Genomic DNA, 14,021 nt, shown 5'->3' with positions numbered 1-14,021 from the left:
CCTCATCCCCGCGAACGCCCGTCCCGCGGCCCGAACGCTCCCAGCGCCTCGGCATCCGTAGCCCGCGCGTTGAGGTAGTAGTCGGCCCACTCCGCGATCCCCGGGTACGCGCACTCCGCGGTGAGCCGGGCGACGGCCGCCCCGATGTCGTACGACGTGACCCGGAGATCGGCCCCGGGTCCCAGCAGGCACCAGTGGGCGCCCGGACGGCCGTACGGCATGCCGACGCTGCCGGGGTTGATCACCAGGCGGCCGTGGGCGAGACGGACGTAGGGCATGTGGGTGTGGCCGCAGACGACCGTGCGGACGGTTTCGGGGAGCGGTGCGAGCACCTCCGCCCAGCGGTCGAGGCGGGAGTCGACCAGGACGACCTCCTCGTCGTCGCGGGGTGTGGCGTGGCAGAAGAGGACCTCGCCGAGGCCGCGGACGGTGAGGGTCAGGCCGGCGGGGAGCCGGGCGAGGAACTCGACCTGGTCGTCGGTGAGTTGCCCGGAGGCGTAGGGGCCGATCGGGTCGGGGATGTCGTCCCGGACTCCCCTGCGGTACTCGACGAGTTCGCGGTCCGCGTTGCCCGACACCCACAGCACGCGGTCGCCCTGGGCCCTCAACAGGTCGATCACCTCGGCCGGTTGGGGTCCGGCCGTGATGTCGCCGGTGAGGACGATCCGCTCGGCGGCGGCCACCTCCGGCTCCGCGAGCACGGCCTCCAGTGCGGGGAGCACGCCGTGGATGTCGGAGAGGACGGCGACCCGCCCGAGATCACCCCCCACTGCCGTCCCCACTGCCGTCCCCACTCCCGTCTTCCTCCAGCGCTTCCGCCAGCACCTCCGCCAGGTGCCGCCCCCGCACCCCCGCCAGCTGTTCCAGCTGAGTCCGGCAGGAGTACCCGTCGGCCAGGACCACGGCCTCCTCGGGCGCCCGGCGCACCGCGGGCAGCAGCTGGTCCTCGGCGCAGGCGGACGACACCTCGAAGTGCCCTTTCTCGAAGCCGAAGTTACCGGCGAGGCCGCAGCAGCCGCCGCTCAACTCGCCTGACAGCAGAGCGGCTTGACGCAGTCGGCGGTCGGCGGCATCGCCCAGGACCGCGTGCTGGTGGCAGTGGGTCTGGCCGGTGACCGGGCGGTCGAGGGCGGGCGGGGTCCAGTCGGGGGCGAGGCGTTCCAGGGCCTCCGCGAAGGTCAGCACCTTCGCGGCGAGGCGGGCGGCGCGGGGGTCGTCGTGGAGGAGTTCCGGCAGGTCGGTCCGGAGTGCCGCCGCGCAGCTGGGCTCCAGGACGACGACCGGGGCGTCCGTCTCCAGCACCGGTGCCATGAGGTCCAGCGTGCGCAGGAGGGCCGTACGGGCGCGGTCCAGCTGGCCGGTGGAGACGTACGTCAGACCGCAGCAGACGCGGCTGCGGCGCGTGCTGAGCAGGGAGACCGCGGCCTTGGACGTGCCGTCGCCCACCGGGCGCACCTTCATCCGCAGGGTGGGCGGCAGCGCCACCCGCAGTCCCGCCGCCTCCAGCACCCGTACGGCCGCCCGCCCCACGGACGGCGACAGGTGCTCGGTGAAGGTGTCGGGCCACAGGATGACGAGCTCCCCCGTGTCACGGCCGCGGCGGCCGCGGTCCTTGGGCCGCCTCCCCCACCACCGGCTGAACGTCTCCGTCGCCACCCGGGGGATCCGCCGCTCGGGCGCGATCCCGCCGAACCGCTTGGCCACCGCGGCCAACGGCCCTACGGCGGCGAGGGCGTTGACGATCCGGGCCAGGCGCATCCGGGTGACCGCGCGCAGCCACACCGGCAGCCATCCCATGCTGTAGTGGGCGGCCGGGCGCCGGCGGCCCTCGTAGTGGTGGTGCAGGAACTCCGCCTTGTACGTGGCCATGTCGACCCCGACCGGGCAGTCGGACCGGCACCCCTTGCAGGACAGGCACAGGTCGAGCGCGTCCCGGACCTCGGTCGACCGCCAGCCGTCGGTCACCACGCCTCCCGCATCCCCCGCCAGCATCTCGTGCAGCAGCCGGGCACGCCCGCGCGTGGAGTGCTCCTCCTCCCCGGTGGCCCGGAAGGACGGGCACATGGCGGCGGGCCCGGACACGGACGTCGTACGGCACTTGGCGACGCCGACGCAGCGCCGTACCGCGGCCGAGAAGTCACCGCCGTCGGACGGATAGCCGAAGGCGACGTCGACGAGCTCGCGGGGCAGGACGGAGAAGCGCAGGTTCGTGTCGAGGGGGGCGGGGCGCACGAGCATGCCGGGATTGAGGAGGTCGTCCGGGTCCCAGACACCCTTCGCCCGCTCGAACAGCCGCACCATGTCCGCCCCGTACATCCGGGGCAGCAGCTCGGCCCGGGCCTGCCCGTCCCCGTGCTCCCCGGACAGCGACCCGCCGTGCGCGACGACCAGATCGGCCAGCTCCTCCGAGAAGCGCCGGAAGCGTCCCACGCCCGCCTCCGTCAACAGATCGAAGTCGATCCGTACGTGGATGCAGCCGTCCCCGAAATGTCCGTACGGCGTCCCGCGCAGCCCGTGCGCGCCGAGCAGGGAGCGGAAGTCCCGCAGGTAGGCCCCGAGTCGCGCGGGCGGCACCGCGCAGTCCTCCCAGCCGGGCCAGGCCTCGGAGCCGTCGGGCATGCGGGTCGCCGTACCGCTGGCGTCCTCGCGGATCCGCCACAGCGCGCGCTGCCCGGCCGGGTCGGTCACGACCAGCGCGTCGAGGACGTCCGCCGCCCGCACGATCGCCTCCGCACGCGCGCGTGCCTCGTCCTCCGACTCCCCGCCCGTCTCCACGAACAGCCAGGCCCCGCCCCGCGGCAGACCGGCCGTCGAGGGCACCAGGTCCACCGCCATGCCCTCCACCGTGAGAGGGCGGTGCGGCAGCAGCCCGGCGGCGGCCTCGGCGGCCCCGCCCTCGTCCGGATACCCGAGCACGGCCAGCGCACGCGCGCGCGGGGCCTCGACCAGCGCCACGACCGCCTCGGTGAGCACCCCCCAGGTGCCCTCGCTCCCGCAGAAGGCGCGGGCGACATCGGCACCCTTCTCGGGGAGCAGCGCGTCCAGGGCGTACCCGGAGATCCGGCGCGGCAGCTCGGGGAAGCCGGTGCGCAGCCGTTCCAGCTCGCCGCCGGTGAGGTCCCGCAGTCCCGAGGGCGCCCCGCGCCAGTCCTGCCCCAGCCGCAACCGCTCGCCCCGCGCGGTGACCACGTCCAGCTCCCGCACACTGTCCGCCGTCGTCCCCCACGCCACCGAGTGCGACCCGCACGAGTTGTTGCCGATCATCCCGCCGAGCGTGCAGCGGCTGTGCGTGGACGGATCCGGCCCGAAGCGCAGGCCGTGCGGGGCGGCGGCGTCCTGGAGGCGGTCGAGTACCAGGCCCGGCTGTACGACGGCCGTGCGGGACGCGGGGTCGAGGGAGAGGAGCCGGTTCATGTACCGCGTGAAGTCCAGCACCACCCCCGTCCCCGTGGCCTGCCCCGCGATGGACGTCCCGCCCCCGCGCGGCACCACCGGCACTCCCTGCGCCCGGCACACCTCCAGCACGGCCGCGACGTCGTCCGCGTCCCTGGGAGCGACGACGCCCAGGGGGACGCGCCGGTAGTTGGAGGCGTCCATGGTGACCAGCGCCCGCGAGGTGACGTCGAAACGGACGTCACCACGGACGGCGTTGCGCAGCCCGACCTCAAGATCCGTCATGACCCCAGCCAATCAGCACGTGGCGGCCGTGTTCACCCCCTCCGGCGTTCCTCTCGCAGCGCGCGTCTCATCCGACGGACTACGTTTCGACCAGGTTTCCCCCACCGGCTACGCTCGCCCCGTGGCCGACATCCAGATTCCCGCTGACATCAAGCCCGCCGACGGACGCTTCGGTGCGGGCCCCTCCAAGGTGCGGGTGGAGGCGCTCGACGCCCTCGCCGCGACCGGTACCTCCCTCCTCGGCACCTCCCACCGCCAGGCCCCGGTCAAGAACCTGGTCGGCAAGGTGCGCGAGGGCATCAGCGAACTGTTCCAGCTCCCCGAGGGCTACGAGGTGATCCTCGGCAACGGCGGTTCCACCGCCTTCTGGGACGTCGCGACCCACGGCCTGATCGAGAACAAGTCGCAGCACCTCAGCTTCGGCGAGTTCTCCTCCAAGTTCGCCAAGGCGTCCAAGCTCGCCCCCTGGCTCGCCGAGCCCACCGTCATCTCCTCCGACCCGGGCACGCACCCGGAGCCGCAGGCGGAGGCGGGCGTCGACGTGTACGCCTTCACCCACAACGAGACGTCCACGGGCGTCGCGGCCCCGATCAAGCGGGTGCAGGACGCCGACGCCGGCTCCCTGGTCCTGGTCGACGCGACCTCCGGCGCCGGCGGCCTCCCGGTCGACATCTCCGAGACGGACGTCTACTACTTCGCCCCGCAGAAGTCCTTCGCCTCCGACGGCGGCCTGTGGATCGGCGTCTTCTCCCCGGCGGCGATCGAGCGCGCCGAGCGGATCCACGCCTCCGGCCGCCACGTCCCGGAGTTCTTCTCGCTCCCCACGGCGATCGACAACTCCCGCAAGAACCAGACGTACAACACCCCGGCCCTCGCCACGCTCTTCCTCCTGAACGAGCAGCTGGAGTGGATCAACGGCCAGGGCGGCCTCGCCTGGTCCACGGCCCGCACCAAGGACTCCTCGACCCGCCTCTACAGCTGGGCGGAGGAGTCCAAGCACGCGACCCCCTTCGTCACCGACCCGGCCAAGCGCTCCCAGGTCATCGGCACCATCGACTTCTCCGACGAGATCGACGCCGCCGCCGTCGCCAAGGCCCTGCGCGCCAACGGCATCGTCGACACCGAGCCCTACCGCAAGCTCGGCCGCAACCAGCTCCGCGTCGCCATGTTCCCGGCGATCGCCCCGGCGGACGTCGAGGCACTGACCAAGTGCGTCGACTACGTCATCGAGAAGCTGTAGCGGCTTCCCGTACGACGGCGAAGGGCGCCCTGCGAAGCTTCACGGGGCGCCCTTCGTCGTCGTAGGCGACTACTCCCCGGCGAACAGCTCCTCCGCGGTGGCCACGCTCAAAGACCGGTCGAGCCAGAGCCCCAACACCTCAAGGTCGGTACAGGCGATGACCCGAGCCCGGACGGAGTCGGAGACCTCGACACCGCGGGCACGAAGAATGCGAAGGATGTCCTCGGCCCTGCCTTTGGCCTCGCCTTCCTCGCGCCCCTCCTCGCGACCCTCCTCGCGACCTTCCTCACGTCCCTCGGCCCGGCCCTTGAGCCACGACTCTTCGACGATCGTGCCGCTGCCAGGAAATTTCGGCCTGTAGCTGGCCATCAGGTGCCTCCAGTAGTCACGACCCGGGCCGTCGCCCAGACCGATCTCGACGAGTTCCGCCCAGTCCACGGGATCAGAGACCCCGTCCCCATCCGCGTCAGTCCCGGCGTTCGCCCTGGCCTCGGCCTCCTGATCCGCCATCACTGCCGCCAGCGATTCCAGTATCGCAGGCAGACCCGGATCCTTGGCGTGCGCAAGCGCCGAGAACACACCGAGCGGCACGTCCTGCGCCACCTCGTCCGGATCCGTGTTCACGGGGACATTCCCGGGCCCGAGGACAAGAGGGAAGACGACCATGCTGGTGTGGAAGCGGCGGCCGATACGAATCGGTTCCGCCGCCCAGGCCGCGGTCGACTTGTCCCTGCACAGCACCACGAGGACCGCGGGCAACCGGTACTTGGCGTGTATGTGCGCCAAGTAGTACGTCCAACTGTTGCGCTTGTCCGGGTCCGGCTTGCCCTGTGCCTCGACGGCGAGCAGGAAGCCGCCTTCGTCGTCGGCCACATGAACCCTGAAGAGGCTGTCCACCCGCCGCTCCAACGGCCTGATCTCGGTGAGATCAGTGTCCAGCGGCTCGATCGAGTGGTACTCGGGGAAGGAGATGCCCGCCCGCGGCAGGACCCGGGCGAGCAGCCCCGGATCCTCCCGGAAGATTCGGTGCATCGCCTCATGCGGTGAACTGACCATGCGACGGAACGTAGTCGGCCGAACACATCACCCCTGGCCGTACAGCCACATGATCAGTCTTACGGGTGAACATGCCACTGGCCTATGCCATTCACCCTGTGCCGGTTGCCTCACGCCCAGGTCAGAGTCACACTCACGCACCGGGGGCCGCACCGGAACCGCAGGAGACCGCGCGTAGCCGACGCCACGGCCGGATGAAAAGGGCTGCCCCTCGTTCATCCGGCCGACGGCGCTTCCGCCCGCACGATCAGCGTGCCGATGTGTCCGGCCTCCGGAGCGTCGAGCACCCGCGCCTCGGCCGAGGCGAAACCGACCCGCGTCAAAAGCCGTTCCCAGACGGCCGGCCGGTAGCTGTACCGGTAGGTGTACATCGCCTTGCCGGCGAAGCCGCCCTTGTACATGCCCTGCGGCGGGCGCCGGACCCCTACGCATGGAGACTCCCGAACCCCCACGACGCCCGTTGGCGCCGCTGGGCCAGGCGCTCCCGCGCGGCCGGGCACCGCCTGCCTCTCCTCGAAGAAGAGGAGTGCTGGCACGCACCCTCACACCGACACCCGCGCGGATCCCGCTGGGAAACCACCGACGACATGGTCCGGCCGTACGTGCTCCGGCCTTGAAAGCTCCACGCAGAAGAGGGGCGCCCGGAAGACACCGGGGCACCCCTCCCTCGTTGTCGATGCCTCAGCCGCACAGGCCGAGTGCTCCCACCAGGGTGCTCACGGTCGTCGTGAGCTTCGACGTGGTCGTCGGGGCTGGCTCGGGGTCCGGGGACTTCTGGCAGGTGGCGTCGGCGACGCCGGTGCCGTGGGGGCCGTGCCGTCGGCCAGGTGGGCCGCCAGGTACTTGTCCAGGCAGGCGTCGCCGCTCACGGAGATGCCGTGGTTGCCGATCCGGAGGCACTCGGGCCACGCCGGGCAGCAAGCACCGAGCACCCCCGTCACACCACGATCACGTCGCCGTACAGCTCACACTCGGCACACCCCCGCCACCCGGCGCGCCCCCGAACCCGAAGCTCGCCGAACCGCCCGCCGGGACCGCCCCGTTGTGCGTGGCGTTCGTCGCCGTGACGGTCGCGCCGCTCTGGGTGTGCGTCGCGTTCCACATCGACGTGACCTTCTGGCCGCCGGGCCAGGTCCACGTCACCTTCCAGGACTTGAGCGCGGTCGTGCCGGAATTGGTCACCTTCACCTCGGCGTTGAAGCCGCCGCCCCAGTCGCTGCTGACGGAGTACGCGGCGGTGCAGACGGCCGTACCCCCACCCGGGTCACCGGGACCGCCGGGACCACCGGACCCGCCCCCGGCCGGGAAACCCGGCGCCTTGACGCTCGCCAGGTACCCGTCCTTCACGGTGTCCACGGACTGCCAGTCGTCCTTCAGGATCCCGCCCGTGTCACCGGAGTTGGGGTTCCAGGACCAGAAGGTCCAGTGGAAGGAGTCGGAGCCGTACGTCGAGGTCGGCCGCAGATACTCCACCAGCGCCGCCAGCCACTTCTGGTCCACCGGCGACTGGAGCGTCGTACCGAACTCCCCGACCCAGACGGGCGCGATGTTCTGCTTGAAGATGTAACCCCAGTACCTGTCCCAGATCCCCGGCATGTTGGCGGGGAAGGACGGATCGCTGAACCAGCTCTGCTGGGCGACGGACGTGGCGTAGTCGTGGGCGGAGTAGACGAGCCGGTTCGGCACGTCCAGCTGCACCGGATGGTCCGCGACACCCATGAGGTTGCCGCCCCACCAGCCGGAGACGCCGTTGTACGTCTGCACGCCCTCGACCATGATCAGCAGATCGGGGTTGACGGACAGGACCGCGTTGCCGGCCCGCTGCGCGGCCAGCCGCCAGTCCCTGGCCGTGTCCCCGCAGCCCCAACAGGCCGGATCGTGCGGCTCGTTGTGCAGGTCGATGCCGACGACCGTGGGGTTGCCCTTGTACCGGGTCGCCAGGGCCTTGAGGTTGGCGATCCAGGTCGACTCGGGAACCGCCGCCGTGTACCAGAGCGCCGACTGGCCGGCGGCGTCCGGGCGGTGCCGGTCGAGGACGATCTTCAGTCCGGCCTGACCGGCGTACGCGACGATCCGGTCCAGGACCTGGAGGGAGTTCAGGCCCTGGAGGTCGGCGTTCTTGCCGGCGGAGAAGTCGATGCTGTTGGGCATCGCGCCGCTCTTGAGGATGTCGTCGCTGAAGGGCATGCGGATGGTGTTGTAGCCCAGCGACTTCATCTGGTCGATCATGGACTTGTAGTCGCGGGCCCACAGTCCGTGGGTGACGTTGTTGCTGGTCTCGAAGCCGAACCAGTTGATCCCGGCGATCCGGACGGGCTGTCCGGCCGCGTCCAGGATCTGGCGGCCGCTGGTGTGCCAGTAGCCGGCACCGGCGTCGGCCGCGGAAGCGGCACGGGCCGTCTGCGCACCGGCCCCCAGCGGTATCAGGAACGCGGCCGCCACCGCGCACAGCGCTCTTCGCAAGCTGCGGAACATGTCGCTGCTTCCTCTCGGGGGTGCGGGCCCGGAACGGATGGGAGCGCTCCCACCACCCACACCCCCCATGGAAGCCAGATCACATGAACACGTCAAGACACCGAACGTCACCCGGTACACAAGGCGCAATTGACTGCCTGCGAGGCACTACCGGCTCAGCTTCTGGAACCTCCGCACCGCCAGCGGCAGAAAGATCAGCGTCAGCACCACCGGCCACACCCCGGCCATCAGCAGGGCATGCTGCTCGACCCAGGAGTCGCCGCCGCCGACCGGCGTACCGAAGAGCTCGCGGCTGGCCGCGGCCGTGGAGGAGATCGGGTTCCAGGCGGCCACCGTGCCGAGCCAGTCGGGCATCAGCTGGGGGGCGACGAAGATGCTGGAGATCATGGTGAGCGGGAACGCGACCGCGAACAGCCCGCCCGCCGCCTCCGGGTTGGGGACCATCAGCCCCAGCCACACGCCGATCCAGATCAGCGCGAAGCGGAGCCACAGAAGCAGCCCGAACGCGGCGAGGAAACCGAGTCCGCCGTCCGGGCGCCACCCCATCGCGACCGCCGTCAGCATCATGATCGCCAACTCCGCGCAGGCGGCGAGCAGATCGGTGATCCCCCGTCCGGCGACCACCGCGGACGCGGCCATCGGCATGGAGCGGAACCGGTCGATCACGCCCTTGGTGGAGTCGTAGACGACGAGCGTGGCGGTGTTGATGAAGCCGAACGCCATGGTCATCACGAACATGCCCGGCATCAGGAAGTCCTTGTAGTCCCCACCTCCGGGCACCTTCATCGCACTGCCGAAGACATAGCCGTAGAGCAGGACGGAGAGGATCGGGAAGCCCAACTGCCAGGCGATGTTGACGGGTTGGCGCTGATAGTGGGTCAGTCCGCGACGAACGATGTTCCATACATCGGCGAGCACCCAATAAACACGCCCGTGTTCGCTCGGTGCACTCAGGTCGACGGCGGTCATGCGGCGGCCTCCTTGCCGGTCTGTTCCGTGCGGTGTCCGGTCAGGCGCAGGAAGACGTCGTCGAGGCTCGGCCTGCGCAGCCCGATGTCCTCGACCTTCACGCCCTCGTCCTGGAGGGTCCGCGCCACCTCGGTCAGCGCCGACACCCGGTCGGTGACCGGGGCGTGCACCCGCGACTCGGTCTCGTCGGACTCGGGTTCGCCGTCCGAGACCCGGGCGACGACCTTCACCGCGCGGGGGATGTCGGCGGGATCGGCGACCACGACCTCGATACGGTCGCCGCCGACCAGGGTCTTCAGCCCGTCCGGGGTGTCGTCGGCGATGGCCCGGCCCTGGTCGATGACGGTGATGTGCGAGGCCAGCTTGTCGGCCTCCTCCAGATACTGGGTGGTCAGCAGGACGGTCGTGCCGCCGGCCACCAACGCCCGTACGGAATCCCAGACTTCACCACGGCTACGGGGGTCGAGACCCGTGGTCGGCTCGTCGAGGAAGAGGACGGCGGGCGCGAGGATCATCGAGGCGGCGAGGTCGAGGCGGCGCCGCATACCGCCGCTGTACTTGCCCACGCCCTTCTCGGCGGCGTCGGTCAGATCGAACTGCTCCAGCAGCTCGGTGGCCCTCACCCTGGCCCGCCTGCCGCCCAGATGGAAGAGCCGCCCGAACATCTCCAGGTTCTGCCGGCCGGTGAGCACCTCGTCCACCGCCGCGTACTGCCCCGTGAGGCCGATCCGGGCGCGCACCTCGCGCGGCTGCCGGGCCACGTCCAGGCCGGCGACGGTCGCCCGGCCGCCGTCGAGCCGGATCAGCGTGGACAGGATGCGTACGGCGGTGGTCTTGCCGGCGCCGTTCGGCCCGAGCAGGCCGTGCACGGTGCCCTCGCGGACGGCGAGGTCGAAACCGTCGAGGGCGCGCTTCTCGCCGTAGCGCTTCTCGATCCCCTCGGCCCGTACGGCGTATCCGTCACTCATTGCTTCCCCCAAGTCGACAGGCGGGCGATAACTGAGTACACCGTACCCGATTGCGCGTACGTTGTACCCAGTTTTATTTCGGGGATCTTCGGGAGGGAGTGATCTGATGGGCTGCTCATATCCGCACAGGACCAGGCAGCAGGAGAAGACATGACCGGATCGCCCAGAGCGATCACACGCTTATGGACGTGGCTGATGGCCACGGTGACCGCCGCGACGGTGCTGGTGATCGCCGAACCCGCGCCCGCCCCCGTGCACGCTGCGCAGATGGAGCAGACACCCTTCATCACGTGGAACATGCAGGGTTCCAGCCGTGGCGCGAAGTGGACGCAGACCGTCGGGCGTCTGTTGTCCCAGGTGTCGCTGATGATGCTCCAGGAGGTGGGGCCCACGCCGCCGCCCCACTCCGACCGGCCGGGAGTCGACCCGGTCGAGTTCCTGACCCGCGGGAACGAGACCGTCACCCACACCCGCTGGGACTACGCCAGCGCGAGGACGGGCGCGACCCCGGCCCACATCTACTTCCTCCAGACCGACAGCAACGGCGGAACCGCCGTGGGCGGCCGGGTCAACACCGCGATCGCGACCCACGAGGAGCCGGACGAGGTCCAGGTGGTGGCCAACCCCCGCAACCGCGGCCGTACGGCACTGGGCGTGCGGTTCGGGGACGACTGGTACTTCAGCTTCCACGGCCTGTCCGGTGGCGGCATCGACTCCGCGGACATGGTCAACGCGATCGCGAGGGAAGTCGCCTCGTGGTCCGCGACAGCGGGACGGACCTACGCCTGGACGCTCGGGGGTGACCTCAACGTCGAACCGGGCCCGCTCGTGGGACGCCTGGCGAATTCCCCGGCCGCCCAGGCCACGCTGTACCCCAGCGGGGAGGCGACCCACCAGAGCGGGCACGAGCTGGACTACGCGATCGGCTCGCGCTACGTCGGCGACGACTACCCGGTGTACCGGCTCGACGGCGCCGGTTCGGACCACTACCCGGTGCAGGTCGGCGGGATACGGGCCCGTGGCGAGGTCGATCAGCCGCCGTTCCCCGAGGACCTCCTGCTGGACACCGCGGGCGATTCGACCACCCAGGGGGTCAACAGCACCGAGGGGAGCGGCTACCGGCTCCAGCTCTTCGAGGACATGTGGGGCAAGGTGCAGAGCCACGGCGCGCCGCCTCCGTACATCGTCGTCGAGGGCACGCGGTACCGGAGGGACTTCGTGGGCGACCAGCGATCGGGCAGCGTGCCCGATCCCGACCACGACGGTGTCTCGGGTGAACGGATCGACGAGATCGCACAGCGGCTGGACTGCACCATTCCCGCATACCGCCCCAACGTCGTGACACTGCACGTCGGTCTGAACGACATGAACCAGCAGTGGGACCTGCCCGACGCGCCCCGCCGGGCCGGCGCCCTGATCGACCAGATCCTCGAGGACGCGCCGGAGACCGTCGTCATCCTCGCCGGTGTCATCCCGGCCTCCAAGCCGGGCATGCAGCCCCGGATCGACGCCTTCAACGCCGCGCTCCCCGCTCTGGTGAAGGAACGGCAGGATCGGGGCGAGCACGTTCTGCTGGCGCCCATGGACATGGTGCCCGTGACCGAGGTCGACGGCGCGCATCCCAACGACGCCGGGTACCGCAAGATGGCCGAGGTGTTCGGCAACGCGATCTGGCGAGCCCATTACCTCGGCTGGATCAAGGACCCCGTCCCCGGCAACGGACAGGAGTGCCCCGCCGAGTCCGAGTCCAAGGCCGGTCCCGGCTGGCGCGCTCTGGGGATCGTCGCCCCCGGCATGGCCGCCCCCGAGGGCCGCACCGACCTCGCCGACTTCAACGGCGACCGGCGCGCCGACTATGTGCGCGTCCCCGACGAGGGCCCGCTGCGCATCGCCCTCAACACCCAGGACGAGCCCGGGAAGCCGCACTGGGTGGACGTGGCCTCCGGCTTCGACGTCACCGAGTTCGAGGTCGACGGCATCCACTTCGCCGACCTCAACGGGGACGGGCGCGACGACATCGTCCGCGTCCGCCGTCCGCGCGGCGACTCCACCGACGGATGGGTGGTCTACCACGAGAACAAGGGCGTGAGTGACGGCCAGGTCGCGTGGGGAACGGCCGTATCGGTCGAGGTGGGTGTCATCGGCGTCCCCCGCGAGGCCGTCCGCTTCGCCGACGTCAACGGTGACGGCCGCGACGACTACCTGCGGGTCGGCGACGGCGGGGCCGTCCACGCCTACGTCAATCTGCCGACGGAGGACGACTGGTACTCCTGGGAGGAGCACCTGAACTGGGCTCCCGGGGTCTCCTACGGCTCCCGCGACAAGCTGCGCCTCGCCGACGTCGACGGGGACCGCAGGGCCGACTACCTGATGGTGGGCGCCGACGGTTCCGTGCACGCCTACCTCAACAACGGCCTGAAGGACACCGACGCCGACGGACGCCGCTTCACCGAGCGGCTCGACTTCGTGAGGGCGACGGGCTACCCCGGGGACAAGGCCGCGTTCCGGGACATCAGCGGAGACGGAAAGGCCGACTACGTCGTGGTCTACGACGGCGGCTCGGTCCGCGCGTGGCTCAACCGGGGAGGCAACACCTGACCCGATGACGGCCCCTGGCCCCCGGCGGAAACGGTGAGGCCGGGGGCCGTCCCGCAGGACGGGCCCGAGGGCGGTCGGGCCACGGCCGGTCGGGCGGCCCGTGAGCCGTGTTCGGCGGCGAGCTCGTGCCCGGTCTTCATCGACCACCGCCCAGCGGGGCACCCGAGGAGACTGAGCCACCGCTCGCGCGTACACCGTACTCAGTTCTTCCCCGGGGATTTAAGCTGGACGCCATGGCGAGCGGCAAGGGCGGTACGGAGACCAGTGGCAGCGGCGACATCGTGCGGACGCTCCACCTGCTGTGGGACACCGGTCGGCGGCCCAGCCGGGGTCCCAAACCGGGTCTGACGGTGGACCGTATCGTGGAAGCGGCCGTCCGGGTCGCGGACACCGAGGGGCTGGAGGCGGTGTCGATGCGCCGGGTGGCCACCGAGCTGGGCACCGGCACGATGTCGCTGTACCGGTACGTCCCGGGCAAGGGCGAACTGCTCGACCTGATGCTGGACCGCGTCCAGCGGCCCTCCGAGAACCCGGCCGACCTCGGCGACGGCGGCTGGCGGGCGGCGCTGGAGGCCATGGGCCGCGAGACACTCGCCCTCTACCGGCGCCACCCCTGGCTGCTCCAGGTCAACCAGACCCGCCCGATCCTCGGCCCGAGCGCGATGGACGGCATGGAGAAGGTGCTCAGCCTGATCAGGCCGATGGGCCTGACCGATCCCGAGCTGATCTCGGCGATCATCATGGTCGACGGCTACGTCGTCGGCGTGGCCCGCACCCATCTGTACGTGCAGGAGGCGGAGCGGCTCACGGGGCTGACGGACAAGGAGTTCTGGGAGGCACAGACGCCGGTGCTGGAGAAGATCCTCGCCTCCGGCCGCTACCCGATGATGGCCTCGCTCTCCGAGGACTCCTTCGGCCCCGACTTCGACCACTTCGAGTTCGGGCTCCAGCGGATCCTGGACGGGCTGGAGGCGTTCGTGGCGCGGCGCGGGAAGGCTGCGGGCGGGGCGGCGCCGGGCCGACCGTAGGACCGAGCC

9 protein-coding genes and 1 pseudogene are annotated in these 14,021 nt (G+C 70.8%); 3 read left to right on the top strand and 7 right to left on the bottom strand.

What is annotated here, in order from left to right; translation table 11 throughout:
• Nucleotides 1-2: 2 nt before the first annotated feature.
• Together K4B79_RS24525 and K4B79_RS24520 are read right to left on the bottom strand one after the other, a co-directional pair.
• Complete coding sequence (locus tag K4B79_RS24525; RefSeq protein ID WP_232029051.1) at nucleotides 3-782, bottom strand: metallophosphoesterase family protein; 780 nt, start codon at nucleotides 780-782, stop codon at nucleotides 3-5.
• On the bottom strand, nucleotides 760-3,678 hold the full coding sequence (locus K4B79_RS24520; protein ID WP_232029050.1) for an FAD-binding and (Fe-S)-binding domain-containing protein: 2,919 nt from the start codon (nucleotides 3,676-3,678) through the stop codon (nucleotides 760-762). The genes K4B79_RS24525 and K4B79_RS24520 overlap by 23 nt, the downstream gene beginning before the upstream one ends.
• 121 nt (nucleotides 3,679-3,799) lie before the next feature.
• On the opposite strand from K4B79_RS24520, the gene serC reads away from it, so the two are divergent.
• Nucleotides 3,800-4,918 (top strand): phosphoserine transaminase, encoded by a 1,119-nt coding sequence (gene serC / locus K4B79_RS24515; protein WP_232029049.1) that lies wholly within the window; start codon nucleotides 3,800-3,802, stop codon nucleotides 4,916-4,918.
• Between the two features lie 69 nt (nucleotides 4,919-4,987).
• Here the strand turns inward: serC and K4B79_RS24510 are convergent, their stop codons facing one another.
• From K4B79_RS24510 to K4B79_RS24485, 5 genes and pseudogenes are all read right to left on the bottom strand, one after another.
• Nucleotides 4,988-5,974, bottom strand: a complete 987-nt coding sequence (locus K4B79_RS24510; RefSeq protein WP_232029048.1) for a hypothetical protein — start codon at nucleotides 5,972-5,974, stop codon at nucleotides 4,988-4,990.
• A 215-nt stretch (nucleotides 5,975-6,189) separates the two neighbouring features.
• Nucleotides 6,190-6,387 (bottom strand): annotated as a pseudogene (locus K4B79_RS24505) (SAM-dependent methyltransferase); the annotation flags it as partial.
• A gap of 535 nt (nucleotides 6,388-6,922) precedes the next feature.
• A complete protein-coding gene (locus tag K4B79_RS24495; protein WP_232029047.1) occupies nucleotides 6,923-8,449 on the bottom strand; it encodes a cellulase family glycosylhydrolase in 1,527 nt (508 codons plus the stop codon).
• A 147-nt stretch (nucleotides 8,450-8,596) separates the two neighbouring features.
• Nucleotides 8,597-9,418: an ABC transporter permease gene (locus tag K4B79_RS24490; RefSeq protein WP_232029046.1), complete on the bottom strand. Its 822-nt coding sequence runs from the start codon at nucleotides 9,416-9,418 to the stop codon at nucleotides 8,597-8,599.
• Nucleotides 9,415-10,386 (bottom strand): ATP-binding cassette domain-containing protein, encoded by a 972-nt coding sequence (locus tag K4B79_RS24485; RefSeq protein WP_232029045.1) that lies wholly within the window; start codon nucleotides 10,384-10,386, stop codon nucleotides 9,415-9,417. Before K4B79_RS24485 ends, K4B79_RS24490 begins: the two co-directional genes overlap by 4 nt.
• Before the next feature lie 195 nt (nucleotides 10,387-10,581).
• Here K4B79_RS24485 and K4B79_RS24480 point away from each other — a divergent pair, with 195 nt between their 5' ends.
• Together K4B79_RS24480 and K4B79_RS24475 are read left to right on the top strand one after the other, a co-directional pair.
• A complete protein-coding gene (locus K4B79_RS24480) occupies nucleotides 10,582-12,984 on the top strand; it encodes a GDSL-type esterase/lipase family protein (protein ID WP_232029044.1) in 2,403 nt (800 codons plus the stop codon).
• A gap of 233 nt (nucleotides 12,985-13,217) precedes the next feature.
• The gene (locus K4B79_RS24475; protein ID WP_232029043.1) at nucleotides 13,218-14,012 is read left to right on the top strand and encodes a TetR/AcrR family transcriptional regulator; all 795 of its coding nucleotides are present in this window, start codon (nucleotides 13,218-13,220) and stop codon (nucleotides 14,010-14,012) included.
• Nucleotides 14,013-14,021: the final 9 nt, after the last annotated feature.

This window comes from Streptomyces lincolnensis (assembly GCF_021173675.1).
In the GTDB taxonomy this organism is placed as follows: domain Bacteria; phylum Actinomycetota; class Actinomycetes; order Streptomycetales; family Streptomycetaceae; genus Streptomyces; species Streptomyces lincolnensis_B.
Note: the sequence above shows the minus strand (reverse complement) of the source record. Positions and strands in the feature narration are given on the sequence as shown.